Origin of the sequence: Pseudomonas sp. S8, from assembly GCF_050473925.1 — a bacterium.
Taxonomy (GTDB): domain Bacteria; phylum Pseudomonadota; class Gammaproteobacteria; order Pseudomonadales; family Pseudomonadaceae; genus Aquipseudomonas; species Aquipseudomonas parakoreensis.
The window spans coordinates 5,113,726-5,137,312 of record NZ_JBFDVZ010000016.1; the positions used below are offsets into that span (position 1 = coordinate 5,113,726).

Consider the following 23,587-nt stretch of genomic DNA (forward strand, 5'->3'; position numbering starts at 1 on the left):
CATGAACCGGCCGCTGCTGTGGCTGCTGATGTGTGTGATGCCTGCGCTGGCGACGGCGCAGGATGAGCCGCTGCGTCTGGCGTACAAGGGCGAGTTGCTGGCGTTGAATCAGACGCAACTGATCGCTCGCGAGCCGTTGCCGCCGACGCTGGATACGCCTCTGGGCAGTCTGTGGAAATTGTTCGTCTATGCGTGGCTGGTGGATACCGGTGCGCGCGAGCCGGCGTATGAATGTCGCGGGCAGTCGAAGGACGAGGTTTATTGCTGTTCGGCGGGCGGCAGGATCGAGCGTGATCAGGCGTTGGTCAAATCCTGCGGCTTGTACTTTGAGCCGGCGCGATTGGGCATCGCTGCTGCCGATTGGCGCACCTATTGGCAGGCGCGGCAGGCGCCGTCGTGGTTGCTGGATTTGCCAGGCGTGCAACCGGCTACCCGGGTTTCCGTGGCTGATTTGCTGAAAGTGTTGTCGTTGCTGCCGGCACAGGAGCAGATGCGCCGCGTGTTGCTCGACGTCGTGCTGAACGCGGCGGACGGCAATGTCGTCGGTGAGCTGGGCGGGCGCTTGCGGGTGAAAACCTGGAGCTGGCTCGGCGATCAGGATCCGCAATCGCGCCAGGGCGGTTTCGCCGGTTGGACGGCGGACGGCTCGCCGATCTGGGCCGGTGGGCGTGGCACCAGTCAGATGGTTTTGCGCCATCACGGGCAGGCGTTGGCGACGGTGCTGCCTGCTTCCTGGCCGGCGGAAGCAGGGCGTTGTGTTGAGGTCGGACTGTTCTCGCGTTATCCGCTTTCGCGAGTCCTGTCGGGTGAGCGCGTCGCTGGTTCCGGGCCCTTGCAGGGCAACTACCGCGTCGAATTCGCCAACGGCAATGCGCTGGATATCCACAGCGGCGGCGAACTGTTTCTGCTCAACGACAAACTGGTCGCCAGACTTGATCGCGAAGAATACGTTGCCCGCGTTCTTGAACGCGAAGCCAAACCCGAACCCGCCGAAGCCGCCAAAGCGCTGGCCGTGGCGATCCGCACCTATCTGTTGCAAAACGCCACGCGCAACGGCGATTGCCTGAGCATCGACGACAGCAGCAACCGTCAGCGCGTCGCTCCGCGTCCGGCCTCCGCCGAGTCGCGCAACATCGCCGCATGGACCGCGGATCTGGTGTTGGCCGGCAGCACCGTCACCTATCACTCCGACCAGCCCGGCCCGGACAGACTGGCCTGGCAACAGGCCGTCGAGCAGGCCAATGCCGGTCAGCGATTCGACGCGATTCTGCTGCACGCCTATCCGCGCGCGAGCCTCAGCCGTTGGGACAACCCGGTCGCTTCCTGCGAAGCACTGCCCGCCGCGCAAGACTGGCTGCAAAAGCAGCGTCGCGGCTGGCGTCCCACGCTGGAAAGCGAAACCGGCTACAACGAAGTCAGCACCTTCGCCGTGTGCAAACTGGCGTTCGGCCGCCCGTTCGTCGATCGCGAACGCCAGCGCATCTACGTGCGCGGCGTGCTCACGCTGCAGGATCGTCTCGACCTGACTCACGAATATCTGCACCTGGCCTTTGAATCACATCCCAATGGCCAGGATGAAACCTACATCGAAGGGCTCGCCCGTCACCTCTTGCTGGAATAGACCATGACACTCCGTTATCCACAGGTCTTGCTGTTGCTCTGCGCGTTCCATGCGTTGCCGATGGCAATGGCCGCCGACAGCGTCACACTCGACACGCCGGTCGGCGGCTGGCGCACGGGCGCGCCCGAGGGCGAAGGCGAGAACTTCCGCCAGACCGTCAACTACCCGGCCTCCTCGGTCAACACCCCGGTCGGCCAAGCCAACACCGCGCGCATCAGCGGCGAAATCAAAGCCACCCCCAAGAGCAAGGAGCCTGGGCGACTGATCGTCAACGGCGTCAGCATGCCGCTGAAAGTCGACGACAGCGGCCGCTTCGACCGCCCGTTTTCCTTCCCCAACGGCAGCAACAGCGTCGAAGTGCGCAGCCCCGACGGCCAGCAACGCCACCGCACGCAGTTCCTCAACGCCAGCGGCGGCGCCACCCCGGCCAAACTGCGCGTGTTGCTGTCGTGGGACAGCGACGGTACCGACCTCGACCTGCACCTGATCACCCCCGACGGCGCGCACATCTGGTACGGCGACCGCGTCGCACCCAACGGCGCCGCCCTCGACGTCGACGTCACCACCGGCTATGGCCCGGAAATCTTCGCCATGCCGGCGCCGATCAAGGGCCAGTATCTGGTGTATGTGAACTACTTCGGTGGTGGTTATCGCGGGGATGATGAAGGCGGGGAAGAGGCGGTGCAGCCGCTGACCACGGCGCAGGTGACGGTGATTACCGAGGAAGGCACGCCAAGCGAGAAAATGGAGACGTTTGTGGTGCCGATGCGGGCGGTGGGTGAACTGACGCTGGTGAAGTCGTTCAGCTATCCCTGAGCAGCAGTCTGCTCAGGGTTGCACTAGAAACCAGGCGGAATATAACCAGGCACGAACGGCACGTTGATGCACTTGCCGTGGATGATCTTTCCGTCCTCGATCCTGAACAGCACGATCTTTTTCGCCTTATTGACGGTGGCTTCGAGTTTGCAATCGGAACTGTGGCCGACCGTCTCGTAGTACTCGGTGTAAACCATGCCGTTGCCGGTGTGATTCATTGAGGTACCGGCCGCTTCCGTGGTGGTCCAGCTGGACGATTTGTACCAGGTGAGCACAGCCAGATTCTCGCCGTTGGCCCCGGTCTGTTTTTTCATCGAGTCGGGTTTGCCGAACAGATCGAGCGCTTCCTGAACATCGCGTCCTTCCCAGCGCGACTGGGCAATCAAGTGGCAGCCACTGGTCAGCAAAACGGCGGGCGTTATCAGCAGCGCCAATAACGTTTTAGTCCATGGGTTCATCGTGATTCCCGCCGCTTACTTGTTGCCCAGGATCGAGTCGAGGTTGTCCATCATCTGGCCTTTCTCCTGAATCGGCGCCAGTTTGAAGAACATCTGCTGCAGGCCCTGAATCATCTGCAAGTACTCCATCTTGCCCAGCGCGATCATGTCCTTTTTGGCAGGTGAGCAAACGAACTCGCTGGTGCGCTGCACCCAGAACTCTTTCGGCTGCTGCCATTGGTCGTTAACTTTCAAGTTGCGCATCATGTAAGCGATGCGATCAACCGACTGGCCATTGAGCATTCGGACCTTATTCGTCGAACACTGAACTTCGAGGTTGTAGGCATCGATCATCGGTTTGCCGGGTTCCTCATAGACCAGCGTCACGGCGACCAACTTGGCCCCCTTGGTCTGCTTCGACGGCACGACTGAAGTGCTGTCGGCGACATACATGATGTTCTTGTGGGGAATACCGTTGCCGTAAATGATCCACCAGTCACCAACAAGCTTCGGCTCGTCCGCCAAGGCTGAAGTGGTAGCGGTCAGGAGTGCGGTCAGCAGAACAGCGGATTGAGTGAGTTTGAAAAACGACGACATGGTGTTGCTCCATTCCTTGGCGCTTTTGTAATGCACAAAAACAGAATGGAAATTTAGTGGTGAGGTTGGGCGCGGGGCAATTAGGGCGGATGTGCTAATGGCTTAGTGCGATGCCTGACTGGCGGGCACTGTCCGGTTAGTCTTGCGAAAGGCTCAGGTATAAAGAACGCAGGGTTTGTACGCGGTTTCTTCTCTGGTCTTTAGTACCGTATAGCACCTGATCGGCCTCCGAGAGTTGGCGCGACCGGTCGTAGCCGGACTCGCGAGTGGTCGCCACGCCCATACTGAACTGTCAGCTCCGGCCGATGGCGGGCATGCGGGCAAAACAGAGGGTATGGGTGTTGGGTGGGATTTAGCAATGTGTGGAGGGGGTGGCAAGCGTTGGGTTGCCGAGGTGCACCAAGGGTGAGGGGGAATCAATTTGTGCAGTGGCTTGCTGCACAAATTCAGTGCGCCGACAGTGGAGTTATCAGCATTCAGGCTCCAATCGATCCTGTGCGGCCTCGTAAGCAGCCTCTCGCTCACGTTTCCCGATAGCGACTACAAACACAACGATCTCCTGATCAAGCACCTGGTAGATCAAGCGATATCCAGCGCTTTTCAGCTTCACTTTGTAGCAATCCGGTAGCTCGCGAAGTCGATTGGCTTCTATTCGAGGACTCTCCAATACCTCTAGGAGTTTCTTTTTGAATTGTTGGCGAACCGTATCGCCCAGTTTGTTCCACTCCTTTAAAGCACGACGATCGAATTCAAGACTATAGGTCATCCAGACTTACCTTGACTCGTTGAGGGGAAGCGAGACGTTCGCTAACAACGGCAATGAGCGCTTCATCTTCTTCGCTGATAAGTGCGGTCTTGAACGGCAGTTTTCCCCGATCAGCAACGTATTGAAGTGTTTGGCGCAGAAGCTCTGAAGGTGTGACGCCGAGCTTTTCCAACTCGGCGAAGGAGCGTTGTTTCAGCTCATCATCAATGCGGATGTTGATGGAGGCCATGATGCAATACCTGTAATGACGTTTGTCGTTACGGTAGCAGGGGGCACCGAACCAGGCAAATGGGAATTCAGGTTTCAGACGGTAGGCCTGGCATTCTTTCAGGCATTAAAAAGCCGGCTTGTGGCCGGCTTCTCGGGGACTGGCTTGGTTTATTTTTGGTAAACCGCGTCAGCCTTCAAAACGTACACCCGGATCTGCGTCCGGCTGTGGGACTTGGTCAGACGTTGGTCTGCCGCGTCGGGCGTCATCTGGGCCGCGGGAGCGGGTCAATGCGCAAATGTGGGGCGCAGGATACTGAGTTTTGTCGGGGATTCCCAGTCTCAAGTGCGGAATAGAGCCACCGCGGGGGGCAAAATTCGTAATTTGTACTGATTTTCGGGGCCTCTTCGCGAGCAGGCTCGCTCCCACAGGGTTTGGTGCAGGGTTGAAGGTCGTATCCGATCAGAGAAACGGCACCACCGGCCGGCGTTTGCCCAGGGTCGACCACCAGAATACCCAGCCCAGGATATGGATTCGCTGCTCATCGATTTGCGCGGCGCGAAAGATTTCGTCCGGGTGTTCGGCGCTGTTGTGGCTGCGCAGGCGCAGGGCGTTGCCGGGCATGCGGTGCAGGTATTTGATGCGCAGCATGCCGTCGTGTTCGATGGCGTAGATTTCGCCGTCGACCACCTGGGTCAGGCCGCGGTCGATGCCGACGATGGAGCCATCTTCGATGCGCTCGGCCATGCTGTTGCCGATCATGTGTGCGCAGATGGCGTCTGTGTGGCGGATTTCCAGTTGGTCGAGGTGGGCGCGGGGCAGGCGGATGGTTTGTTCGGGGTCGAGGATGACGTGAGTTTTGCCAGCACCGTTGGTGATCGGCGTTTCCTTGAAAAACGGCAGTTCGATGTCCCTGGGGTCGATGACGGTGTAGACGCCGCGGATGGCCTCGGCATCAAAGGTGTCGCCGTTGCTGGCAGGCGTTTGCAGGCGCGGTGACTCTTTGCTGCCTTCACCGGTCTTCAGCCACTCGCTGTTGACCGAGAGCAGGCGTGAGACTTCCTCCATGCGATACGCCGGGACGCCCCGGGTGTACCAGTTATGAATGTTTTGGGCTTCCGTGCCCCAGAACTTTGCGAATCCCGTGGTGGTGATGTTCGCTGCTTCCAGGAGTGCCTTGAATCTTGGACCGCTAGTGTTCTTTCTCATAAACACCGAGTCTACGGCCGTGCCAGAGCGGTTTGAATAAACCGGGTGTTCAAAAAAAGGCTGTATTTTGCGACTGGATGTAAGACGTGCTTGTGGGAAATCACTCACTTCGAAACTTTTCTGTAGTCCGTGATAAACACACTGTTTAAAACGCCATTGCTCAGGCACAAAAAACCCCGGATCAACCGGGGTTTTCTTCAGGCATCTTGCAGTCAGCAGGTGCTTAGCCCTTGTAGGCAGCAACCGACTTGGTGATCGCGTCGCGAGCGGCGTCAGCGCCAGCCCAGCCTTCGATCTTGACCCACTTGCCTTTTTCGAGATCTTTGTAGTTCGCGAAGAAGTGCTCGATCTGCTGGATCAGCAGCGGTGGCAGGTCGGTGTATTCCTTCACGTCGACGTACAGCTGGGACAGCTTGTCGTGTGGCACTGCGATGACTTTGGCATCGCCGCCGCCGTCGTCGGTCATGTTCAGGATGCCGACTGGGCGCGCGCGGATCACCGAGCCTGGAGCAACCGGGTAAGGGGTCACAACCAGCACGTCGAGGGGATCACCGTCGTCAGCCAGGGTGTTCGGGATGTAACCGTAGTTGGCCGGGTAGAACATTGGGGTGGCCATGAAACGGTCAACGAACAGGCAATCGCTGTCTTTGTCGATTTCGTATTTGATCGGCGCGTGGTTGGCCGGGATCTCGATCGCGACGTAGATGTCGTTCGGCAGGTCTTTGCCAGCCGGAATCTTGCTGTAGCTCATTGGGCGTTGCCCCCGTAGTTGACCAAAAACACTTGGCCGGATTGACCAAAAAGTGGCGGCGATTATAGGCATATTCCTACGCCGACGCCACGTACCAGAAGTCGTGCAGCGCTTACGCGTGCGCCTGATAGACCGGGTCTGTGGCCTGAAGTTGCCGCAGCCTGCCCAACGGATCCTGCCGGTAGAAAAGCTGCAGTTGCAAGTAGACCTGTGGATAGGCCGCGTGCAGCAGATCCGGGGCGCTGAAAAAGTATTCGCTGGTGACCGCGAAGAACTCCGCCGGGTTTTCGGCGGCGTACGGGTCGATGGCGGTTTCGGCGTCGGGGTTGCGGTCTAGCTGGCGGTTGAGGTCATCGTAGGCGTGTTGCATGACCTCGGCCCAGTCGCTGACGCGCATGTCGGCGTGCAGCGGTGGCAGACCGTTGGCGTCGCCATTGAGCATGTCGAGCTTGTGCGCCAGTTCGTGGATCACCAGGTTGTAGCCTTCCCAGCCACCACTGGCCATCACCCCCGGCCAGGCGAGGATGATCGGGCCCTGTTGCCAGGCTTCGCCGCTGTGTTCACCGTCCCACTCGTGCTCGACACCGCTGGCATCGCGATGGCGTTGCGGGCTGAGAAAGTCATCGGGATAAAGGACGATTTCGTGGAAACCCTGATACCAGTTCAAGTCGCCGAGATTGAGCAGCGGCAACTGGGCCTGGGCGGCAAGCAGCAGGTGTTGTTCCTGATGCAGTTCGACACCGGGCAGGGCGGTCAGGTGTTTTTCTTCGAGGAACAGGACGCAGGCTTCACGCAGCCACTGGTCTTCGGCGGCACTGATGCCGTCGAGAAAACTCAGGTGATGGCGCACCCGTTGCCACAGGTCGTCGGCAATCGGGTGCCTGGCCAGAATGCGCCGGCGACGCCAGGCGCTCAGTGACCACATCGGATCAGTGGGTTTCGACTTTGGCGCCGCCGAAACGGCTGCGCACCACACCGATGATCATCGGTACCAGCGACAGCAAGATGATGGCGACCACCAGCAGCGACAGGTTCTTTTTGATGAACGGCACGTTGCCGAAGAAATAGCCCAGGGTCACCAGACCGCCGACCCACAGCACGGTGCCGAACACGCTGAACGCGAAGAAACGCGGATAAGGCATTTTCCCTACGCCGGCGACGAACGGTGCAAACGTGCGGATGATCGGCAGGAAACGCGCCAGGGTCACGGTTTTGCCGCCGTGCCTGTCGTAGAAATCGTGAGTTTTTTGCAGGTAATCGCGACGGAAGATTTTCGAATTCGGGTTGCTGAACAGTTTTTCGCCCGCCGTTCGTCCGATCACGTAGTTGGTGCTGTCGCCGAGGATCGCCGCGAGCATCAACAGACCGCCCAACAGGACTGGATCCATGCCACCGCCCGCCGCCACCGCTCCGGCGATGAACAACAGCGAATCACCCGGCAGGAACGGCATCACCACCAGACCGGTTTCACAGAAGATGACAGCGAACAGAATCGCGTAGATCCACGGCCCGTAGTTGGTGACCAGCAAATCGAGGTACACATCGAGATGCAGGATAAGGTCGAGCGGGTTGAAATCCATGGGGGCACCTGTGGTAGCGGCCCGACTCGGCAGGCCTGTGCGGATGATTCGGGTGTAAGCCTACAGCGGGGTGTAGTTTTTCTTACAAGCCGGAAAGCTCGGGATTATACGGTCTGAGAGGTGAAAAGCGCGTTGGTTTTGTAGCGAGGGATGTCGGGGTGTGATGAATTGTCAGGAATGACGGGAGGGGCTAAAAAGATCGCAGCCTTCGGCAGCTCCTACCTTTGGAATGCGTTATCCCTGTAGGAGCTGCCGAAGGCTGCGATCTTTTGATTTCAGAGCTCGTCGCTGATCGGCAACACGTAGTTCTTGAACTCGGTGTCTTCCTTGAACCCGATGGACTCATAGGTTTTCTGCGCCACCTCATTGTCAGCACTGGTGGACACGCGCATGCGCACGGCCTGGGTTTCCTTGGCCATTTTCTTCGCGGTGCGGATCAGGTTGTCGGCCACCAGTTGGCGGCGGGCATCTTCGGCGACGTAGATGTCGTTGAGAATCCACACGCGCTTGAGCGACAGCGAGGAAAAGCTCGGATACAGCTGGCAGAAACCCATCAACTTCTTGTCGTCATCATCGGCCAGGGCCAGATAAATCACCGATTCCTTGCGTCGCAGGCGTTTTTCGAGAAACGCGCGGGAGGAGTCCGGGTAAGGCAGGGAACCGTAGAACTCGCGATATTTGACGAACAACGGGGTCAGCAAATCCAGGTGTTCGAGGGTCGCTTGAATAATCCGCATGATAGGTCTCGTCTTCAAGTGGCTGTCTTCAACTGCTCTGACGGCGATGGGAAACCCTGCGGCCGTGCTTCGATCCTGCCTTAAAGCAGCGCAGAAACGCAATGCGGAAACGGTTCAGGTTGCGGGTGGATCAAGCAGGAAGTTTCCCTTCATGTCCGCACCGGTATCCGACTCCAGCGTCTGCACTTGCGCTTCGTCCTTCAGATTGACCCCCGACAGCTGCCGCCGACAGGCTTCGCGCATCAGATACAACAAGCGATGCGCCGCCATGCCATAGCTCAAGCCCTCAAGCCGCACGTTGGAGATGCAATTGCGATAAGCATCGGTCAGCCCGACTTTTGGATTGTAGGTGAAATACACACCGAGGCTGTCGGGCGAGCTGAGGCCCGGACGCTCGCCGATCAGCATCACGACCATTTTTGCGCCCAGCAACTGACCGATCTCGTCACCGATGGCCACTCGACCCTGTTCCACCAGCACCACGGGGGCAAGTGACCAGCCGTCGGTACTCATCTGCTCCTCCAGACGGGTCAGAAACGGCAAGGTATGGCGATGCACCGCCAGCGCCGACAAACCGTCCGCCACCACAATCGCCACGTCGACCCCGCCGGGATTGGCCTGCGCGTGCTCACGCAGGGCCTGCGCCGAGGTGTCGCTGAGCTTGCGCCCCAGATCCGGACGTTGCAGGTAGCTGTCGCGATCGGTCGCCGCGCTGTGCAGCAACAAACTGTCGCGCCCGCGTTCGCGCAGTTGCGCGCTGAGCCCGGCATGATCGAACGGCAGATGCACCGCATCCCGCGCCTGAGCGTGGGCGAACTGGAAATCCAGCTGGGCGCGGGTTGGCAGGCTGGTACCGGTGCGGCCCAGAGCGATGCGCGCCGGGGTCAGGCGACGCAGCTCCAGCCACGGGTTTTGCGGGTCCACAGGCGGTTTTTCCATCACATTCATCCCAGTTGCGCCAGCGCCTGGCGGAAGGCCGGCGGCAGGTTGTTGCCAAAGCGAACCTTGCCGTCCGCTTGGGTGAAAATACCCATGTTCGCCAGCCATTGCTCGAACTCCGGCGCCGGTTTCAGGCCCAAAGTCTGACGGGCGTAGAGCGCATCGTGGAACGAGGTGGTCTGGTAGTTGAGCATGATGTCGTCGGAACCGGGAATGCCCATGATGAAGTTGATCCCGGCGACACCGAGCAACGTCAGCAAGGTGTCCATATCATCCTGATCGGCTTCGGCGTGGTTGGTGTAGCAGATGTCGCAACCCATCGGCACGCCGAGCAACTTGCCGCAGAAATGATCTTCGAGGCCGGCGCGGATGATCTGCTTGCCGTTGTACAGATATTCCGGGCCGATAAAGCCGACCACGGTGTTCACCAGAAACGGCTTGAAGTGCCGCGCGACGGCGTAGGCGCGGGTTTCGCAGGTCTGCTGGTCGACACCGTGGTGGGCGTTGGCCGACAGCGCGCTGCCCTGACCGGTCTCGAAATACATCAGGTTCTGCCCGAGGATGCCGCGCTTCAGGCTCAGCCCCGCGTCATAGCCTTCCTGCAATACATTGAGGTTGATGCCGAAACTGGCGTTCGCCGCTTCGGTGCCGGCGATCGACTGGAACACCAGATCCAGCGGCACACCACGATTGATCGCTTCGATCGAGGTGGTGACGTGGGTCAGCACACAGGCCTGAGTCGGAATATCGTAACGCTGGATGATCGCGTCGAGCATCTCCAGCATCGCGCAGATCGAGGCGATGCTGTCGGTGGCTGGGTTGATGCCGATCATCGCGTCGCCGTTGCCGTACAGCAGGCCGTCGAGAATGCTCGCGGCGATGCCGGACGGCTCGTCGGTCGGATGGTTCGGTTGCAGGCGGGTCGACAGGCGTCCGCGTAAGCCCAGGGTGCCGCGAAACTTCGTCACCACGCGAATCTTCTGCGCCACCAGCACCAGATCCTGCACGCGCATGATTTTCGACACGGCGGCGACCATTTCCGGGGTCAGGCCGGGGGCGAGCTTGCGCAGGCTGGTTTCGTCCGCCGCATCGCTGAGGAGCCAGTCACGGAAACCACCGACGGTGAGGTGGCTGACCACGGCGAAGGCTTGTTTGTCGTGGGTGTCGATGATCAGTCGGGTGACCTCATCGGCTTCGTAGGGAATCAGCGCTTCCTGCAGAAAATGCGTGAGCGGGATGTCGGCCAGCGCCATTTGCGCGGCCACGCGTTCACCGTCGTTGAGCGCGGCAACGCCAGCCAGGAAGTCTCCCGAGCGCGCCGGGCTGGCTTTGGCCATGACGTCCTTGAGGCTGTCGAAGCGATAGGTCTGGGCGCCGACGGAATGGGCAAATGCGGCCACAATATCCTCCTGTAAACGATAAACCCCCTGTAGGAGCTGCCGCAGGCTGCGGTCTTTTGACTTTGATTTTCTAAAAACAAGATCAAAAGATCACAGCCTGCGGCAGCTCCTACAGGGTTCCAGCACAGCGCCTGGATGGGCGCTGTGCACTTTTATAAGGCAGTCAGATACCTTCGAGCATAGCGTCTGCCGGGGCGTCGGCGCGTTGTTTGGCGGTCAGCTGGAAGTACAGGTAGCCAGCGGCCATGAAGCCGAGGAACACGCAGCCGATCAGCGTGTTGAACCACGCCATCGCCACCAGGCACACCACCGCCAGAAACAACGCAATCGCCGGCACCACCGGGTAGCCCGGGGCGCGGAAGGTGCGTTCCAGGTTCGGTTCGGTTTTGCGCAGTTTGAACAGGCTGAGCATGCTGATGATGTACATCACGATTGCGCCGAACACCGACATGGTGATCATCGCGGCGGTCAGGGTCATGCCTTGCAGGTTGACCAGGCCGTCGCTGTAGATCGCCGCGATGCCAACCACACCACCGGCCAGAATCGCCCTGTGCGGGGTCTGGAAGCGCGACAGCTTGGCCAGGCTTTTCGGCAGGTAACCGGCGCGGGCGAGGGCAAAGAACTGTCGCGAGTAGCCGAGGATGATCCCGTGGAAACTCGCCACCAGGCCAAACAGGCCGATCCACACCAGCATGTGCATCCACGAGGAGTTGTTGCCGACCACCGCTTTCATCGCCTGCGGCAGTGGATCGTTGATGTTCGACAGCTGGCGCCAGTCGCCGACACCGCCGGCCATCACCATCACGCCGATGGCGAGGAATACCAGAGTCAGAATGCCGCTGACATAAGCCCTGGGAATCGTGCGTTTCGGATCCTTGGCTTCTTCGGCGGCCATGGCCGCGCCTTCGATGGCGAGGAAGAACCAGATGGCGAACGGGATCGCTGCGAAGATCCCGGGGATCGAACCCAGTGTGAACTCGTTGGCGCCCGACCAGCCGTTGAGTACGAAGTTACTGAAGCTGAAGCCCGGCGCAACCACGCCCATGAACACCAGCAATTCAGCGACCGCCAGCACAGTGACCACCAGTTCAAAGGTGGCGGCGATGCTGACACCGAGGATGTTCAGGGTCATGAACACGAAATACGCGCCGACCGCCGCGATTTTCGGGTCGAGTCCCGGATACTGCACGTTGAGGTAAGCGCCGATGGCCATGGCAATCGCCGGTGGGGCAAAGACGAATTCGATCAGCGTGGCGATGCCGGCGATCAACCCGCCTTTTTCGCCGAACGCTCGGCGGCTGTAGGCAAACGGCCCGCCCGCGTGGGGAATCGCGGTGGTCAGTTCGGTAAAACTGAAGATGAAGCAGGTGTACATGGTCGCGACCATCAGCGCCGTGACCAGAAATCCGAGGGTGCCGGCCGTGCCCCAGCCGTAACTCCAGCCGAAGTATTCGCCGGAAATCACCAGGCCGACGGCAATGCCCCAGAGGTGCAAGGTGCCGAGTGTGGGTTTGAGCTGTGTGGTGGAAGTCATAAGTCCTCTCTGTTTTTTATTGTTCGATCTGTTGGACTTTCGGGTGCAGCGGTTGAGGTGGATGGAAGCTGTTCACGCAGCGGCAGTTTTTTTGCAAAACCTGAATGACGGGTACGCAAGTGCCGTGCCAGAGCGGCCAGGCCTTGTGTTGTGTCATTGAGGACGCCATCGCTGGCAAGCCAGCTCCCACAGGTATTTGTGGTGTGCCCGTTATCGAGATCTGCAAAGATCCCTGTGGGAGCTGGCTTGCCAGCGATAGCTATTGGGAGGGCAACACAGAAACATTTGTGTTGCCCCGGGTTTTAGAAGAAGCCCAACGGATTGATGTCGTAGCTCACCAGCAGGTTTTTCGTCTGTTGGTAGTGATCGAGCATCATCTTGTGGGTTTCACGACCGACGCCGGACTTCTTGTACCCGCCGAACGCGGCGTGCGCCGGGTACAGGTGATAGCAGTTGGTCCACACGCGACCGGCCTTGATCGCGCGGCCCATGCGATAGGCGCGGTTGATGTCGCGGGTCCAGAGACCGGCGCCGAGGCCGAACTCGGTGTCGTTGGCGATCGCCAGGGCTTCGGCTTCGTCCTTGAACGTGGTGATGCTCACCACCGGGCCGAAGATTTCTTCCTGGAACACGCGCATTTTGTTGGTGCCCTTGAGCAGGGTCGGCTGGATGTAATAGCCGGTCGCCAGATTGCCCTCGAGTTTTTCCACCTGGCCGCCGGTCAGCAGTTCGGCACCTTCGCCCTTGGCGATTTCCAGATACGACAGGATCTTGTCGAATTGCTGCTCGGACGCCTGAGCGCCGACCATGGTGTCGGTGTCCAGCGGGTCGCCGCGTTTGATCTGGCTGACTTTCTTCATCACCGCTTGCATGAATTCGTCATAGATCGATTCCTGGACCAGGGCACGGGACGGGCAGGTGCAGACTTCGCCCTGGTTGAAGAACGCCAGCACCAGACCTTCGGCAGCCTTCTCGATGAAGCTCGGCTCGGCCTGCATGATGTCTTCGAAGAAGATGTTCGGCGACTTGCCGCCCAGTTCCACGGTGGAAGGAATGATGTTCTCGGCGGCGCATTTCATGATGTGCGAGCCGACCGGGGTCGAGCCGGTGAAGGCGATCTTGGCGATGCGTTTGCTGGTGGCCAGTGCTTCGCCGGCTTCTTTGCCGAAACCTTGCACCACGTTGAGCACGCCCGGTGGCAGCAGATCACCGATCAACTCCATCAGCACGCAGATGCCCAACGGCGTCTGCTCGGCAGGTTTGAGCACCACACAGTTGCCGGCGGCCAGTGCCGGGGCGAGTTTCCACGCAGCCATCAGCAGCGGGAAGTTCCACGGGATGATCTGGCCGACCACGCCCAGCGGTTCATGGATGTGATAGGCCACGGTGTTGCCGTCAATTTCGGCCGCGCTGCCTTCCTGGGCGCGCAGGCACCCGGCGAAGTAGCGGAAGTGGTCGGCCGCCAGCGGGATGTCGGCGTTGAGGGTTTCGCGGATGGCTTTGCCGTTGTCCCAGGTTTCGGTGATCGCCAGGGTTTCGAGGTTCTGCTCGATGCGGTCGGCGATTTTCAGCAGGATCAGCGAGCGCGCCTGCACCGAGGTTGCGCCCCACGCGTCGGCAGCGGCGTGGGCGGCGTCCAGTGCCTTGTCGATGTCTTCGGCAGTGGAGCGGGGGAATTCGGCAATCGGCTGGCCATTCACTGGCGAGGTATTGGTGAAGTACTGACCTTTGACAGGCGCGACGAACTCGCCGCCGATGTAGTTACCGTACTTGCTCTTGAACGAGACTTTGGCGCCTTCAGTACCGGGGTGAGCGTAACGCATGATGTTGTTCTCCTTGGCTTTGTACTTATTAGAGAAACGCGCAAGTGCGCTTGCTATAAGCGTAGAGCAAAGGTCGGGCCATTGCCGCGCAGGGCAGGCAAATCAAGGCCTTGCGTGGTTTGTGTCGGACGGGCGGACGCAGCCTGTGATGGTTTCGGTACAGAGGGGGTGACAGTTTGTACCGCTTTTGGCACAGCCTGTGACCGGCTGGTCTTGCCAGCATTGCAATGCGTCGATGGCTGGAGGATGCTGACTGCCAATCGCCCAGATGCACCCTTGTGGTGAGGGGATTTATCCCCGATGGGTTGCGAAGCAGCCCCAATAAAAAATTGTGGCGACTCAGATTCACCGCGTATGCCGGATTTACGACTGCTGCGCAGCCGATCGGGGATAAATCCCCTCACCACAAGGTATGTGCCAGCCAATAAAGAGGCGGCACTGATCTCGGGGAGAATAATAAGAAATGCACGACAACCATTTGAGTCGCCATGCCCAGCAGGTTCTCACCGTCAGTCAGGGCAAGCCGCACCTGCACGGGCCGGGTGCCGATCCGTCGATTGCCCGCTCGTGGCTGCGCTGTCTTGAGGACTACCACCTCGATCCGGCCCTGACCATGGCGCCTACGGTGCTCGAACACGGACGCGTCCTCGAAAGCCGCGAGCGTCTGCAACAGGTGTTGCAAATCGCCGGCAATGAAATGAGCAGCCTGCATCAACAACTGTCCGGCGCCGGTCATGCGGTGCTGCTGACCGACGCGCGCGGGGTGATCCTCAACTGCGTCACCGCACCCGCCGAGCGCAAGATATTCGAACGTGCCGGGCTCTGGCTCGGCGCCGACTGGAGCGAAGCCTGCGAAGGCACCAACGGCATCGGCACTTGCCTGGTCGAGCGCCAAGCGCTGACCATCCACCAGGACGAACACTTTCGCGGTCGCCACACCGGCCTGACCTGCTCGGCGAGCCCGGTGTTCGACCCGCACGGCGAATTGCTGGCGGTGCTCGACGTATCCTCGGCGCGCCACGACGTTTCGCGCCAGAGCCAGTTCCACACCATGGCGCTGGTCAATCTGTCGGCGAAGATGATCGAGAGCTGCTATTTCCTGCGTTGCTTCGATAACCAGTGGTTGCTGCGTTTTCATCTGCAGGCCGAATCCGTCGGCTTGTTCAGCGAAGGGCTGCTGGCGTTTGACGGCGAAGGGCGGATCAGCGCGGTCAACCAGAGTGCGCTGAACCTGTTGGGGCATATTCGCGGTGGTTTGCTCGGCAAGCCGGTGGAAGCGTTTTTCGATTGCTCGCTGGATGAACTGCTCGGTCGTGCCAGCGCCAATGCCAGCGCCAGTTGGCCGCTGCGCACCCGCGATGGGCGGCATCTGTTTGCCTTGCTGCGTGGCGAGTCGCGCAAACCGGCGAAGATCATGCCGGCCCCGGTCGTGGCCAAAGCTCAGCCACTGGCGGGCATCTGCCTCGGTGACGCCGCGCTGCAAGCGGATTTTCGCAAGGCGCTGCGGGTATTCGAGCGCGACGTGCCGCTGCTGATCAATGGCGAAACCGGCTCAGGCAAGGAGGCCTTCGCCAAAGCTGTGCATCACGCCAGCCAGCGCGCCAACAAAGCCTTCGTCGCCCTCAACTGTGCGGCGATCCCCGAGAGCCTGATCGAGAGCGAGCTGTTCGGTTATCGCGGTGGCAGTTTCACTGGCGCGCGCAAGGATGGCATGCGCGGCAAGTTGCAGCAGGCCGATGGCGGCACCTTGTTTCTCGATGAAATCGGTGACATGCCACTGGCGTTGCAGACCCGGTTGTTACGAGTGCTGGAAGACCGGCAGGTGGTGCCGATCGGCGGCGAACCGGAGGCGGTCAACGTGCGGATCATCAGCGCCACGCACCGCCATCTGCTGGAGCGGGTCGAAGACGGCAGCTTCCGTGAAGACCTGTATTACCGGCTCAATGGCCTCGAAGTTGCGCTGCCGGCGCTGCGCGAACGCAGTGATAAATCGCAGTTGCTGGATTTCCTGTTGGCCGAGGAGGCTGGCGGCGAGACAATCGTGATTGACGAGGCGGCCCGTCAGGCGTTGCTGGCGTTCAACTGGCCGGGCAACGTGCGGCAGTTGCGCAATGTTCTGCGCACGCTGGCGGCGTTGTGCGATGAAGGGCGGATCGGGCTGGACGATTTGCCGGCGATGATTCGCCAGGCGCGCCCGCCGTTGGAGCTGAGGGCGGCTGAGTCCGAGCATCCGCTGGAGGACGCCGAACGTCTGGCGTTGCTCAATGCGCTGGAGCAAACGCGCTGGCACATGACCCAGACCGCGCAGCAGCTCGGGGTCAGCCGCAACACCCTCTACAGAAAGCTGCGTAAACACGGTATCGCCCGAACCGCATAAATCCCCCCGCAGGAGCTGCCGAAGGCTGCGATCTTTTGATCTTGTTCTTTACAGGATCAAAAGATCGCAGCCTCGTTGCACTCGTCAGCTCCTACAGGTGGGGTGATGGTGATCAGCTAAAGAGTGCGATTTCCCCCTCCCTGCGCTAACCTGCGGCCATGTTTTACGAGGTCGACTATGCACATTCATATTCTGGGTATCTGCGGGACTTTCATGGGCTCGATGGCGGTTCTGGCCAAAGAGCTGGGCCATCACGTGACCGGCTCCGACGCCAACGTCTATCCGCCGATGAGCACGCAGCTTGAGGCCCAGGGCATTCAGCTGACCCAAGGCTACGACCCGGCCCAGCTCGATCCGGCACCGGATCTGGTGGTGATCGGCAATGCCATGTCGCGCGGCAACCCGGCGGTGGAATATGTGCTGAACAAAGGCCTGCCGTACGTCTCCGGCCCGCAATGGCTGGCCGATCACGTGCTGCAAGGGCGCTGGGTGCTGGCGGTGGCCGGTACGCACGGCAAGACCACCACCAGCAGCATGCTCGCCTGGGTGCTGGAACACGCCGGCATGAGCCCGGGGTTCCTGATTGGCGGCGTGCCGCAGAATTTTTCGGTGTCGGCCCGTCTAGGCGGTACGCCGTTCTTCGTGATCGAGGCTGACGAGTACGACAGCGCCTTCTTCGACAAGCGTTCGAAGTTTGTCCACTACCGTCCGCGCACTGCGATCCTCAACAACCTTGAGTTCGATCACGCGGACATCTTCCCCGATCTGCCGGCCATCGAGCGGCAGTTCCACCACTTGGTGCGGACTATTCCGAGTGAAGGTCTGGTGATCCATCCGACCACCGAGCCGGCCTTGCAGCGCGTGATCGAAATGGGCTGCTGGACTCCGGTGCAAACCACCGGTGCCGGCGGTCAGTGGCAGGTCAAGTTGCTCAAGGACGACGGCTCGGCGTTCGAAGTGATGTTCGAAGGTGAGTCCCAAGGCACTGTTGAATGGGAATTGACCGGCCAGCACAACGTGGCCAACGCTTTGGCTGCTCTGGCCGCGGCGCGGCATGTCGGCGTGGTGCCTGCGATGGGCATCGCCGGCTTGAGCGCGTTCAAGAACGTCAAGCGCCGAATGGAGAAGGTCGCCGAAGTGCGCGGCATCACCATCTACGACGACTTCGCCCACCACCCGACGGCCATCGCCACCACCCTCGATGGTTTGCGCAAGCGCATCGGCGACGCACCGCTGATCGCGATCATCGAACCGCGCTCCAACTCGATGAAGCTCGGCGCGCACCGTGACGGTCTGCCGGACAGCGTGGTCGATGCCGATCAGGTGATCTGGTATGCGCCGGCCAACCTCGGTTGGGATCTGGCAGCCACCGCGGCACTGTGCAGCGTGCCGTCGATTGTCAGCGATTCGCTCGAAGGCATCATCGAACGCGTGAAGAGCCAGGCGCAACCCGGCACCCACGTGGTGATCATGAGCAACGGCGGCTTCGGTGGCCTGCACGGCAAGCTCGCCGAGGCCCTGAAATGAACACTTTTGCCCAGAGCGGCGGCCCGGAACGCATCACGCTGGCGATGACCGGCGCGTCCGGCGCGCAGTACGGTTTGCGCCTGCTCGATTGCCTGGTGCGCGAAGATCGTGAAGTGCACTTCCTGATCTCCAAGGCCGCGCAACTGGTGATGGCCACCGAGACCGATGTCACGCTGCCGCCCAAGCCGCAAATGATGCAGGCGTTCCTCACCGAGTACACCGGGGCCGCCGCCGGACAGATCCGTGTGTACGGCAAGGAAGACTGGATGTCGCCGGTGGCCTCGGGCTCCGGCGCGCCAGCGGCGATGGTTGTGGTGCCGTGTTCCACCGGTACCCTGTCGGCGATTGCCACCGGTGCCTGCAACAATCTGATCGAACGCGCAGCGGACGTCACCTTGAAGGAGCGTCGCCAGTTGATTCTGGTGCCGCGCGAGGCGCCGTATTCGAGCATTCATCTGGAACACATGCTCAAGCTGTCGAACATGGGCGTGACCATCCTGCCGGCCTCGCCGGGTTTCTATCACCAGCCGCAGACCATCGACGACCTGATCGATTTCGTCGTCGCGCGGATTCTCAATCTGCTGGGCATTCCACAGGACATGTTGCCGCGTTGGGGCGAGCATCATCTGAGCAGCGATGAATAAGCTGCTGACGATTGTGCTGGCGCTGCAACTGGCCGGCTGCGCCACCGCGCGCACGCTGGATGCAGCCAAACCGGGCGCGCCAGTGGTGTATTCCGGGACGCGCCTGGATTTGTATGCGATGAATGGCGGGTGCTGTGCGATGGATCGCTTCGGTGCTGAGGCGCCGAGTTATCCGGGGGTGGACCTGCCGGCGAGTGCGTTGCTCGATACGCTGCTGTTGCCGCTGTCGTTGCTGACCGTGATCGGCGTTGGGTTTCAGGCGACGGGTGGATTGTAGGGGAGTGTGGCGAGGGGATTTATCCCCGATGGGGTGCGCAGCGCCCCCAAAATCTGAAAAACGACGACTGCTGCGCAGCCGATCGAGGATAAATCCCCCTCGCCACAAAGTACGGTGTTTACTTGCCGAGCTTGCGCAGCTCATCCGACTCGACGATCCGCACCCCATCCTGTTCTTCCAGCGCCAGACGCCACATCGCCCGGGCCAGTTGGCAGGCTTCGATACCGCGGTATTTGCCGGGAATCAATTTGGAAAACGGCGCGGCCAGCTGTTCGCCCAGGCGCGGCTCGGTGCGATCGCCCAGCAACAGCGATGGTCGGCAGATGGTCAATTGCGGCCAGTCCTGCGCGCGCAACGCCTGCTCCATCTCACCTTTGACCCGGTTGTAGAAAATCGACGACTTCGGATCGGCGCCCAGTGCGCTGATCACGATCAGGTGCCGCGCGCCCATCTCCCGTGCACGTTTGGCGAACGCTACGACCATGTCCAGATCCACCGCGCGGAACGCGGCTTCGGAACCCGCCTGTTTGATGGTGGTGCCGAGGCAGCAATAGGCGATATCGACGCGACCACTGAGTTGCGGCAGAAACGCCTGTGGGTCGCCCACCGGGTTTTCCAGATGCGGATGTTCCGCCAGTGGCCGGCGGGACGGGGCGAGCACGCGGGTGATCGTCGGCTCGTTGAGCAAACGGTCGAGCAGGTGCTCACCGGTCAGTCCGGTGGCTCCGGCAAGCAATACGTGCTGAGGCGTCAAGTACATAGTGTTTCTCCCTTGATACTGTTCAGCTTAGTTGCTGTTTGTGGCTCCGTCGTTCAACGCAGCACTCTGCAACGCTTTTCTGGCCTGCTGCTTACGCAGCAGTTGCCAGTGCGCCAGCACGGTTTTCGGTGCCCAGATCTGCGGCTCCGAGGCTTCGAAGTTGTCCGCCAGTTCGCGCTCGGCGACGGTGGCCTTGGCCAGTTTGAAGGCTTGCTCGAGGTCGTCGGTCTGGTTCAGCGCCTGAGCGAACAGGGCGTCGCCGAAGTAGGTGAAGTTGGCTTCTTCCGAGCAACCGAACGACACGCGGTCGGCGCGCGAGGCGGTCATGATCAGGGTGCGCTCATCTTTCAGCGCGGGGATGAAACCACCGGAATAGCACGATGAAATCACGATCACCTTGTCGCGATTCTTCAGCGGCGCCAGCACCGTGGCGAGTTCGTCGGCGGGCAGGTCGGCGAGCTCCATGCGCGGCTGGTCGAGCACCAGTTCGTGTTCGGCGGTGCCGTGGCTGGTCAGGTAGATGAACACCAGGTCTTCCGGGCCGCTGCGCTCGGCCAGGGTCTGCGCGGCGCGGCGCAGGTTTTCGCGGGTGGCCATTGGCCGGTCGGTGAGGTGGTCACGGTGGTTGACCAGACGAATCTGGCCGAAAGCGCCGAAACGTGTGGTGAGCATGTTGGCGACGTAGTCGGACTCGCGCAGGAACACGCTTTGCTTGCCGTCGCCACCGAGGGTCAGGGTGTACAGCTCCACCGCCGGGGTCGAGGCGGGCACGGCGGCCAGCGCGTTATCGAGCAGGCGGCCCTGGGCCAGCAGACCGAGTTCGAGGGTGTCGGGCAGCAGCTTGCCGTCGGCGTCACGCACGCGCTGGCCGTTGATCCAGGTGCCGCTGAGTACGGTGCCGTCGGTCAGCACCAGGGTGCCGCGCCCGGCGTAGCTGTCGCTGTCGAACTCGCCGATGTAGAAGCTGCCGTCAGACAGGTTCAAACGGCCCTGGCCGCTGAAGCGCCAGTCATTGAAATAGCCGATGTAGTGGCTGCCGTCGGCGCCGATCAATTCGCCCTTGCCGGTCAGCGCGCCCTCCTTGAACTGGCCGAGCCAGACGTCGCCGTCGGCGTTTTCATAGCGGCCTTTGCCGTGCAGTTGACTGTTCTTGAAACCGCCGACATAGATGTCGCCATCGGCACTGTTGAACGTGCCATTGCCTTCGAGCTGGCCGTTGACGAAATGGCCGCTGAAGGTGTTGCCGCTGGCATCGCCGCGCTGGCCTTCGCCGTTGGGTTTGCCGTGGGCGAATTGGCCCTGATAGGCGCTGCCGTCGTCCATTTCCAGACGCCCCAGCCCGGAATACTGGTCAGCCTTGAACTCGCCACGGTAGGTCATGCCGTTTTCTTTCAGCGTGCCTTCGCCATCGCGTCGGCCCTGCTTGAAACCGCCGGTGTAACTGCTGGCGTTGGTGGTCAGACTGCCTTGGCCGTCGAACAGGCCCTGCTGGAACTGGCCGCGATAAACCTCGCCGTTGCTGCCGTGCCATTCGCCCTGGCCATGCCATTGGCCCTTGTCGAACTGCCCGGCGTACCAACTGCCGTTGGGGTAGTCGACCCGGCCCTGGCCTTGCAGCAAGCCGTTGACCAGTTCACCGCGATAGCGTCCGCCGTCCGGCAGGCGTGCATCCGGGGGCAGCAGCGATTCGCCGTCGCCGCACGCGGTGAGCATCAGGGTCAGGGCAAGGGGTGCAAGAGAAGCGAGTGGGCGCATAGCGGGATCCGGGCAATTAGGCGACCGAGTATGCCGCAGCCATGTGACCTTATACAGCCGGGAAAACAGCGCGGATGCGAAACAGCGTGCGCTGTTTCGCATCCGGTGACTTAAACGAAGCAGAGCGACAGCGGTTCGGCGATATAGGCGGGTTTGTCCGAGCCTTCTATCTCAAGCGTCGCGGTGGCCTTGAGCAGCCATTGACCGGGTTTTTTCTCGGTCACTTCGGCCAGGTCGACTTTCAGGCGCACTTTTGAATTGACCTTCACCGGCTGGATGAAACGCACGCTGTCCAGACCGTAATTGACCACCATCTTCAGGCCTTGCGGCAGTACGAGGATGTCTTCCATCAGTTTCGGGATCAGCGACAGCGACAGGAAACCGTGAGCAATGGTGCTGCCAAAAGGCGTTTGCGCGGCTTTGACCGGATCGACATGGATGAACTGATAATCCCCGGTGGCTTCGGCGAACAGGTTGATACGCTCCTGATCGATGGTGAGCCATTCGGAACGTCCGAGTTCCTTGCCGACATAATCTTTGAGCTCTGCAACGGGAACATAGGGCATTGAGACTCTCCTTGGGTTCATCGGTTTTATAGTTTTTCAGGTGGGGGATTTGACCGCCCTGCGAACCACTGTAGATCATCATGGCGTTTTGCTCCGGTCAACCGACCATGCTTTTGGCGAATGCCGATCCATAGCGCCGCCGTGCTTATAATGCCGAGGACTTGCGGGGGGAGATGTCTGATGTTGTTACGTGGCCTGACCATGCTGGTGCTGTTTCAACTGCTCGGCACGGCACTCAACCATTTGCTGTTGCCGGTGCTGCCGGGGCCGATCATCGGCCTGCTGCTGTTGCTGGTATTCCTGATCATGCGTGGTGAAGTCGGCGAGCCGCTGAACCTCGCGGCCGGCAGTCTGTTGCGTTATCTGCCGTTGCTGCTGGTGCCGCCGGCCGTGGGCGTGATGGTTTATGCGAGCGACATTGCTGCTGATTTCTGGGCGATTGTCGGCGCGCTGGTGCTGTCGTTGATCCTGTCGATGGCCTTCGCCGGGGTGCTGATGCAACGGCTGGTCAAGCGTCACGCACCGAACTCGGAGGACGCTTGATGCTCTTCGATTGGCAAGGTGCCTGGGCTTCGGTGATCCATCATCCGCTGTTCGGTATCGGCATCACTCTCGGTGCCTATCAACTGGTGCTGGCGGCGTTCGAGAAAACCCGCTGGATCTTTCTGCAGCCGGTGCTGGTCTCCATGCTGTTGGTGATCGGCGTGCTGGTCGGCTGCGGCCTGACGTATGCCGAGTACCGCAAGAGCACCGAGATCCTCAGCATTCTGCTGGGCCCGGCGACGGTGGCGTTGGCGGTGCCGTTGTATCTGAACCTCAAGCGCATCCGCCAATTGTTCTGGCCGATTTTTACTACGCTGGTGATAGGCGGGGTAGTCGCCACGGGCATGGGCGTGTTGCTCGGCTGGTGGTTCGGTGCCGAGCACATGATTTTGATGACCATGGCGCCAAAGTCGGTGACTTCGCCGATTGCGATGCTGGTGGCCGAGCAGATCGGTGGCGTGGCGGCGCTGGCGGCGGTGTTCGTGTTGATCACCGGGGTGATTGGCGCGATCTTCGGCCCGGCGTTGCTGACCCGGCTCGGCGTGCACAGTCCTGAAGCGCGGGGCATGGCGCTGGGCATGACCGCACACGCGGTCGGCACCTCGGTGGCGCTGCAGGAAAGCGATGAGTGCGGCGCCTTCGCGGCGCTGGCGATGAGTCTGATGGGCGTGGCCACGGCAGTGTTCCTGCCGTTGGCGGTGTCGATGGTGGTCTAAGGAA

General features: G+C 60.8%; 24 protein-coding genes. 8 read left to right on the forward strand and 16 right to left on the reverse strand.

Translation table 11 applies throughout. From position 1 onward, the window contains the following. Position 1 precedes the first annotated feature (1 nt). Positions 2 to 1,621 carry a DUF2300 domain-containing protein gene (locus AB1J88_RS24225; protein WP_430292126.1) on the forward strand — a complete coding sequence of 540 codons (1,620 nt, stop codon included), beginning with the start codon at positions 2 to 4 and terminating at the stop codon, positions 1,619 to 1,621. A 3-nt stretch (positions 1,622 to 1,624) separates the two neighbouring features. Further along, positions 1,625 to 2,437 (forward strand): YfaP family protein, encoded by an 813-nt coding sequence (locus AB1J88_RS24230; RefSeq protein ID WP_430292127.1) that lies wholly within the window; start codon positions 1,625 to 1,627, stop codon positions 2,435 to 2,437. Positions 2,438 to 2,460: 23 nt separating this feature from the next. Here AB1J88_RS24230 and AB1J88_RS24235 read toward each other — a convergent pair whose 3' ends face one another. The 13 genes from AB1J88_RS24235 to exaC all read right to left on the reverse strand — a co-directional run bounded on the left by AB1J88_RS24235 (position 2,461) and on the right by exaC (position 14,418). After that, on the reverse strand, positions 2,461 to 2,895 hold the full coding sequence (locus AB1J88_RS24235) for a hypothetical protein (protein ID WP_097089354.1): 435 nt from the start codon (positions 2,893 to 2,895) through the stop codon (positions 2,461 to 2,463). A gap of 15 nt (positions 2,896 to 2,910) precedes the next feature. After that, the gene (locus AB1J88_RS24240) at positions 2,911 to 3,471 is read right to left on the reverse strand and encodes a hypothetical protein (RefSeq protein ID WP_430292128.1); all 561 of its coding nucleotides are present in this window, start codon (positions 3,469 to 3,471) and stop codon (positions 2,911 to 2,913) included. 469 nt (positions 3,472 to 3,940) lie between these two features. Next, positions 3,941 to 4,237 carry a type II toxin-antitoxin system RelE family toxin gene (locus tag AB1J88_RS24245; protein WP_123588860.1) on the reverse strand — a complete coding sequence of 99 codons (297 nt, stop codon included), beginning with the start codon at positions 4,235 to 4,237 and terminating at the stop codon, positions 3,941 to 3,943. Continuing rightward, positions 4,227 to 4,466 carry a type II toxin-antitoxin system RelB/DinJ family antitoxin gene (locus AB1J88_RS24250; RefSeq protein ID WP_222018145.1) on the reverse strand — a complete coding sequence of 80 codons (240 nt, stop codon included), beginning with the start codon at positions 4,464 to 4,466 and terminating at the stop codon, positions 4,227 to 4,229. The genes AB1J88_RS24245 and AB1J88_RS24250 overlap by 11 nt, the downstream gene beginning before the upstream one ends. Before the next feature lie 441 nt (positions 4,467 to 4,907). Then, positions 4,908 to 5,654 carry a S24 family peptidase gene (locus tag AB1J88_RS24255; protein ID WP_108183918.1) on the reverse strand — a complete coding sequence of 249 codons (747 nt, stop codon included), beginning with the start codon at positions 5,652 to 5,654 and terminating at the stop codon, positions 4,908 to 4,910. Positions 5,655 to 5,877: 223 nt separating this feature from the next. After that, positions 5,878 to 6,405, reverse strand: coding sequence for an inorganic diphosphatase (gene ppa / locus AB1J88_RS24260; RefSeq protein ID WP_008052339.1), 528 nt, complete (start codon positions 6,403 to 6,405; stop codon positions 5,878 to 5,880). Positions 6,406 to 6,517: 112 nt separating this feature from the next. After that, positions 6,518 to 7,330, reverse strand: a complete 813-nt coding sequence (locus tag AB1J88_RS24265; RefSeq protein ID WP_430292129.1) for a zinc-dependent peptidase — start codon at positions 7,328 to 7,330, stop codon at positions 6,518 to 6,520. A gap of 4 nt (positions 7,331 to 7,334) precedes the next feature. Further along, a complete protein-coding gene (locus tag AB1J88_RS24270) occupies positions 7,335 to 7,985 on the reverse strand; it encodes a DedA family protein (RefSeq protein ID WP_041064947.1) in 651 nt (216 codons plus the stop codon). 275 nt (positions 7,986 to 8,260) lie between these two features. Further along, positions 8,261 to 8,722: a GNAT family N-acetyltransferase gene (locus AB1J88_RS24275; protein ID WP_007958617.1), complete on the reverse strand. Its 462-nt coding sequence runs from the start codon at positions 8,720 to 8,722 to the stop codon at positions 8,261 to 8,263. Between the two features lie 114 nt (positions 8,723 to 8,836). Beyond that, positions 8,837 to 9,661, reverse strand: a complete 825-nt coding sequence (gene eutC / locus AB1J88_RS24280; RefSeq protein ID WP_430292130.1) for an ethanolamine ammonia-lyase subunit EutC — start codon at positions 9,659 to 9,661, stop codon at positions 8,837 to 8,839. Between the two features lie 5 nt (positions 9,662 to 9,666). Then, the gene (locus AB1J88_RS24285; protein ID WP_430292131.1) at positions 9,667 to 11,061 is read right to left on the reverse strand and encodes an ethanolamine ammonia-lyase subunit EutB; all 1,395 of its coding nucleotides are present in this window, start codon (positions 11,059 to 11,061) and stop codon (positions 9,667 to 9,669) included. Between the two features lie 163 nt (positions 11,062 to 11,224). Next, entirely contained in the window at positions 11,225 to 12,595 is a 1,371-nt protein-coding gene (eat, locus tag AB1J88_RS24290) for an ethanolamine permease (RefSeq protein WP_041064957.1), read from the reverse strand. Positions 12,596 to 12,897: 302 nt separating this feature from the next. Then, positions 12,898 to 14,418 (reverse strand): acetaldehyde dehydrogenase ExaC, encoded by a 1,521-nt coding sequence (exaC, locus tag AB1J88_RS24295; RefSeq protein WP_047296830.1) that lies wholly within the window; start codon positions 14,416 to 14,418, stop codon positions 12,898 to 12,900. 463 nt (positions 14,419 to 14,881) lie between these two features. On the opposite strand from exaC, the gene AB1J88_RS24300 reads away from it, so the two are divergent. The 4 genes from AB1J88_RS24300 (at position 14,882) to AB1J88_RS24315 (ending at position 19,243) form a co-directional block, all read left to right on the forward strand. Beyond that, complete coding sequence (locus tag AB1J88_RS24300) at positions 14,882 to 16,795, forward strand: sigma-54-dependent Fis family transcriptional regulator (protein WP_222018193.1); 1,914 nt, start codon at positions 14,882 to 14,884, stop codon at positions 16,793 to 16,795. A gap of 177 nt (positions 16,796 to 16,972) precedes the next feature. Then, positions 16,973 to 18,322: a UDP-N-acetylmuramate:L-alanyl-gamma-D-glutamyl-meso-diaminopimelate ligase gene (mpl, locus tag AB1J88_RS24305; RefSeq protein ID WP_430292132.1), complete on the forward strand. Its 1,350-nt coding sequence runs from the start codon at positions 16,973 to 16,975 to the stop codon at positions 18,320 to 18,322. Further along, positions 18,319 to 18,966, forward strand: coding sequence for a flavin prenyltransferase UbiX (gene ubiX, locus AB1J88_RS24310; protein ID WP_007968137.1), 648 nt, complete (start codon positions 18,319 to 18,321; stop codon positions 18,964 to 18,966). Before mpl ends, ubiX begins: the two co-directional genes overlap by 4 nt. Beyond that, positions 18,959 to 19,243, forward strand: a complete 285-nt coding sequence (locus AB1J88_RS24315) for a YceK/YidQ family lipoprotein (protein ID WP_115986843.1) — start codon at positions 18,959 to 18,961, stop codon at positions 19,241 to 19,243. The genes ubiX and AB1J88_RS24315 overlap by 8 nt, the downstream gene beginning before the upstream one ends. Before the next feature lie 118 nt (positions 19,244 to 19,361). Here the strand turns inward: AB1J88_RS24315 and AB1J88_RS24320 are convergent, their stop codons facing one another. From AB1J88_RS24320 to AB1J88_RS24330, 3 genes are all read right to left on the reverse strand, one after another. Continuing rightward, positions 19,362 to 20,003 (reverse strand): oxidoreductase, encoded by a 642-nt coding sequence (locus tag AB1J88_RS24320; protein ID WP_007968134.1) that lies wholly within the window; start codon positions 20,001 to 20,003, stop codon positions 19,362 to 19,364. A 27-nt stretch (positions 20,004 to 20,030) separates the two neighbouring features. Next, positions 20,031 to 21,758 (reverse strand): C13 family peptidase, encoded by a 1,728-nt coding sequence (locus AB1J88_RS24325; protein WP_041064974.1) that lies wholly within the window; start codon positions 21,756 to 21,758, stop codon positions 20,031 to 20,033. Positions 21,759 to 21,868: 110 nt separating this feature from the next. Beyond that, on the reverse strand, positions 21,869 to 22,324 hold the full coding sequence (locus AB1J88_RS24330; RefSeq protein ID WP_003228575.1) for a MaoC family dehydratase: 456 nt from the start codon (positions 22,322 to 22,324) through the stop codon (positions 21,869 to 21,871). A gap of 180 nt (positions 22,325 to 22,504) precedes the next feature. Here AB1J88_RS24330 and AB1J88_RS24335 point away from each other — a divergent pair, with 180 nt between their 5' ends. Then, positions 22,505 to 22,867: a CidA/LrgA family protein gene (locus tag AB1J88_RS24335; RefSeq protein ID WP_047296821.1), complete on the forward strand. Its 363-nt coding sequence runs from the start codon at positions 22,505 to 22,507 to the stop codon at positions 22,865 to 22,867. Then, entirely contained in the window at positions 22,867 to 23,583 is a 717-nt protein-coding gene (locus tag AB1J88_RS24340; protein WP_007960614.1) for an LrgB family protein, read from the forward strand. Before AB1J88_RS24335 ends, AB1J88_RS24340 begins: the two co-directional genes overlap by 1 nt. Positions 23,584 to 23,587 lie beyond the last annotated feature (4 nt).